The organism is Nostoc cf. edaphicum LEGE 07299 (assembly GCF_015207245.1).
Classification (GTDB): Bacteria; Cyanobacteriota; Cyanobacteriia; order Cyanobacteriales; family Nostocaceae; genus Nostoc; species Nostoc edaphicum_B.
The window spans coordinates 1-4,105 of the sequence record NZ_JADEXF010000528.1 but is presented as its reverse complement, the minus strand read 5'-3'; the positions used below and the strand labels follow the sequence as shown (position 1 = coordinate 4,105).

General features: G+C 45.9%; 3 protein-coding genes. All 3 read left to right on the top strand.

The features are described 5' to 3' along the window. Nucleotides 1–68: 68 nt before the first annotated feature. Nucleotides 69–1,430: a tyrosinase family protein gene (locus IQ229_RS16200; protein WP_194045358.1), complete on the top strand. Its 1,362-nt coding sequence runs from the start codon at nt 69–71 to the stop codon at nt 1,428–1,430. 145 nt (nt 1,431–1,575) lie between these two features. Then, the gene (gene trpB, locus IQ229_RS16195; protein WP_194045356.1) at nt 1,576–2,805 is read left to right on the top strand and encodes a tryptophan synthase subunit beta; all 1,230 of its coding nucleotides are present in this window, start codon (nt 1,576–1,578) and stop codon (nt 2,803–2,805) included. A 72-nt stretch (nt 2,806–2,877) separates the two neighbouring features. After that, nucleotides 2,878–3,975: an anthranilate phosphoribosyltransferase gene (gene trpD / locus IQ229_RS16190; RefSeq protein WP_194045360.1), complete on the top strand. Its 1,098-nt coding sequence runs from the start codon at nt 2,878–2,880 to the stop codon at nt 3,973–3,975. Nucleotides 3,976–4,105 lie beyond the last annotated feature (130 nt).

Below are 4,105 nucleotides of genomic sequence, written 5' to 3'. Positions count from 1 at the left end.
ATAAGAGACATGTGTATACACACACCTAGCGCCCCTCTGCCCCCTGCACCTCTGCTTGCATTAAGATAATGAAATCCCTGCTGAAATCTGTCAAAATATTAATTTATAGCGTACTTCTAGTTACCGCCTGTGCGCTTACAGTTTTCGCCCACGATCGCCTTGACAAGGGACAATACAAATACCATTGGAATCATAATCTTCCAGGACAATACGCTCACCTAGCTGTAAGAAAGAACGTAACTGACCTAACATCAGCAGAGAAAACAGCCTTCGTTAAGGCTATCAAAACCTTAAAAACTGTCATACCCCCAGGTAGCAAGGTCAGTATTTACGACCAATTCGTTGCCATACATATAGGGGCAACACGCTTGATTCATAACCATAAAGGACATTCCGATGGTTCCGTCCAAGAACTTGCTCATGAAAATGCCGCATTTTTCCCTTGGCATCGAGAATATATCCGCAGATTTGAACAAGCTTTGCAAGCAGTAGACCCAACTGTTACTCTGCCATACTGGGATTGGACAGATGCCAAAGCACTTGATGTAATTTTTAATGATGACTTTCTTGGTTCTAACGGTCAAGGAGTAACCATCAAAATTCCAAATCAAGGAAACTTTACAGGCGGGCCTGTGCCTGGGGCTTTTTCTGCTGCAAATGGCTGGGTTATGAATCCAGCATTAAACATTGACCAAGATACCAACACATCATTAGGTACATCACTTGTCCGCTTTCTACAGCTACCTCCTGCGACTGATTACCCTGTACCCAAAAAAGATGTTGAGCGTGCCCTAAGTCTTAATAACTATTCTCTATTTCGCCCCGCTTTGGAAGGATTTATCTCTGTAGATGAGCAGGGTAAAGTCACGCCAGGAGGATTTATACACAACTACATTCATGGTTTAGTTGGTGGGGTGCAGATAGACGCAAGCACAAGACCCGTAAAGTTTAAGGGCTTGGGTACTATGAGCAATATACCAAGTTCGCCTTATGATCCAGTATTTTGGTTGCATCATGCGAACGCAGACCGCCTTTGGGCCCAATGGCAAGAAAACGGTCATAAAGGTAGCCATTTTTATCCTAGTGATGGTCAGGCTTACGGACACAACCTTAAAGACCTAATGTGGCCTTGGGACGGTGGTATGTCTACCCCCAAAGCTACCGCGTTAGGAGATTTAGTACCCCTATTACCAAATTTTAACTCCGACGATTTGGTGCGCCCTATAGACGTTTTGAATCACAGGGAATTGGGCTATACCTACGAAACCCGTGAAAAGGAAACGCGAAAAGAATTTTATCAAAGAGGACAAGGGGATGTTGTCGGCAAGGGGACAAGGGGAATTGTCTCCCCATCTCCAAGTTGTGCATCGATGCCCAAGGGTTTAAGACCCCCACCAATGAAGGTGGACTGTGTTTCAGGCGGGGTCTGAATAAGAGTCTGATTTCTCCCCTTGTCCCCTTGTCCCCTTGTCCCCTTGTCCCCTTGTCCCCAAGTCTCTTTCTTCAACTGTGGGATAAGTTCTAAAAAGTTAGAACGAAAGTAAAAAATACTTGAACGTAAAAGGATTTTAAACAGTGGTAAGCATACAAGACATCAAGATTGCAACTCAACAACCAGATTCTTTGGGTAGGTTTGGAAAATTCGGCGGTAAATATGTCCCGGAAACCTTAATGCCTGCATTAAGTGAATTGGAAGCGGCGTATCAACAATATCGCAATGAGCCGAGTTTCCAAGCAGAACTGCAAAACTTAATGCGTGATTATGTAGGACGACCCAGCCCATTATATTTTGCTGAACGCCTGACAGCAAATTACGCTAGACCAGATGGCACGGGAGCGCAAATTTATTTAAAGCGCGAAGATTTAAATCATACAGGCGCTCACAAAATAAATAATGCTTTGGCTCAGGTTTTGCTAGCCAAGCGCATGGGTAAGCAACGGATTATTGCCGAGACAGGTGCAGGTCAACATGGCGTAGCAACTGCAACTGTATGTGCTAGGTTTGGTTTTAAATGTGTAATTTATATGGGCGTCCACGATATGGAACGCCAAGCCCTGAATGTGTTTCGCATGAAATTAATGGGTGCAGAAGTTCGACCAGTAGAGGCAGGTACAGGAACTCTCAAGGATGCGACTTCTGAAGCAATTCGGGATTGGGTGACGAATGTAGAAACAACTCATTACATCCTGGGTTCTGTTGCTGGGCCTCATCCCTACCCGATGATTGTCCGTGATTTTCACGTGATAATTGGTATAGAAACTCGCGCTCAAGCTCAGGAAAAATGGGGAGGACTACCAGATATTTTACTGGCTTGCGTGGGTGGAGGTTCCAACGCGATCGGCTTATTCAATGAGTTTGTGCATGAACCTTCGGTGCGCCTAATCGGAGTGGAAGCTGCGGGTGAAGGTGTAAACACAGAAAAACACGCTGCTACCTTGACAAAAGGAAAAATAGGTGTATTGCACGGTGCAATGAGCTATTTACTGCAAGATGATGACGGTCAAGTAATCGAAGCCCATTCAATTAGTGCCGGATTAGACTATCCTGGCGTTGGCCCTGAGCATAGTTATTTAATGGATCTTGGTCGCGCCGAGTATTACAGTGTGACTGATAAACAGGCATTAGAAGCGTTCCAAAGGCTTTCGCAACTCGAAGGGATTATTCCAGCCTTAGAAACTGCTCATGCGATCGCATATCTCGAAACCCTTTGTCCTCAATTAGAAGGCAACCCCCGCATCGTCATCAATTGTTCCGGCAGAGGTGACAAAGATGTGCAAACCGTCGCCAAAGTCCTAATTCCTTAATTTTCTCTTCTTGTCTATTAGTCATTTGTCCTTTGTCCTTTGTCATTTGTCCTTCGTGAATGACCAATGAATATGATCGCTGTAACGCAAACTCCACCCGATAAAATCTCCATCCCTTCTGAGTTCTACAACTGGCCAGGTTTATTGCAACAGTTGTTGAATCGGCAATCGTTGACGGTTCCCCAAGCTGCGGATCTGATGCAGGGTTGGCTCACAGATGCCATTCCTGATGTCCTCTCAGGAGCGATTTTAGCCGCAATCCAAGCTAAAGGCGTATCCGCCGAAGAATTAGTAGGCATGGCCACTGTTTTACAATCCCAAAGTTCCCCACTCAGCACTCAGCACTCAGCACTCAGCACTCTAATTGACACCTGCGGAACTGGCGGAGATGGCGCTTCCACCTTTAATATTTCCACTGCTGTCGCTTTTGTCGCCGCCGCCGCCGGGGTAAAAGTTGCCAAACATGGCAATCGTTCGGCATCTAGCAAGACTGGTTCGGCTGATGTGCTGGAAGCTTTGGGTATAAATCTCAACGCCACTCCAGAAAAAGTGCAAGCCGCAGTGGATGAAGTTGGAATCACCTTTTTGTTTGCTCCAGGTTGGCATCCTGCACTTAAAGCGATCGCTACTTTGCGAAAAACTTTGAAAGTGCGGACTGTTTTTAACTTGCTCGGCCCGCTAGTAAATCCCATGCGGCCGACAGGGCAAATTATTGGTGTCAACGATCCGCTTTTACTAGAAGAGATTGTTCAAGCTTTATCCCAATTGGGATGTCAGCAAGCGATCGCCCTCCACGGACGGGAACGTTTAGATGAAGCTGGTTTAGCAAATGTCACTGACTTAGCTGTACTCCAGGATAAAAAAGTCCGCTCTCTAACGCTCAATCCTCAAGAACTGGGTTTGAGTTTTGCACCAACTGCGGCGTTGCACGGTGGAGATGTCGAAGAAAATGCGGAAATTTTGAAAGCAGTTCTCCAAGGTAAAGGCACTCAAGCGCAGCAAGATGTCGTCGCTTTAAATACAGCCCTAGCACTGCAAGTTGGTGAAGCCATTCATAAGGAAACTGATGTTTTAGCAGGTTGTGTTAAAGGTATTACCCTTGCTAAGGAAATTCTGCAAAGCGGCGCGGCTTGGACAAAACTAGAACAACTTGCTGAATTTTTGCGCTAGACGAACCTCTCCTCATAGGAGCAATGAAAAAATAAGGTTTTTAACCCGGATTTCTCACCACACCTCTCAAAGCCTGCGCTTGTGCAGGGGAGCAGGGGAGCAGGGGAGAAGTTGCAGTAAGTCTTTCCCC

Coding starts and splice junctions, on each gene's coding strand:
- IQ229_RS16200 (WP_194045358.1), top strand. CDS start 69: ATGAAATCCCTGCTGAAATCTGTCAAAATATTAATTTATAGCGTACTT.
- trpD (WP_194045360.1), top strand. CDS start 2,878: ATGATCGCTGTAACGCAAACTCCACCCGATAAAATCTCCATCCCTTCT.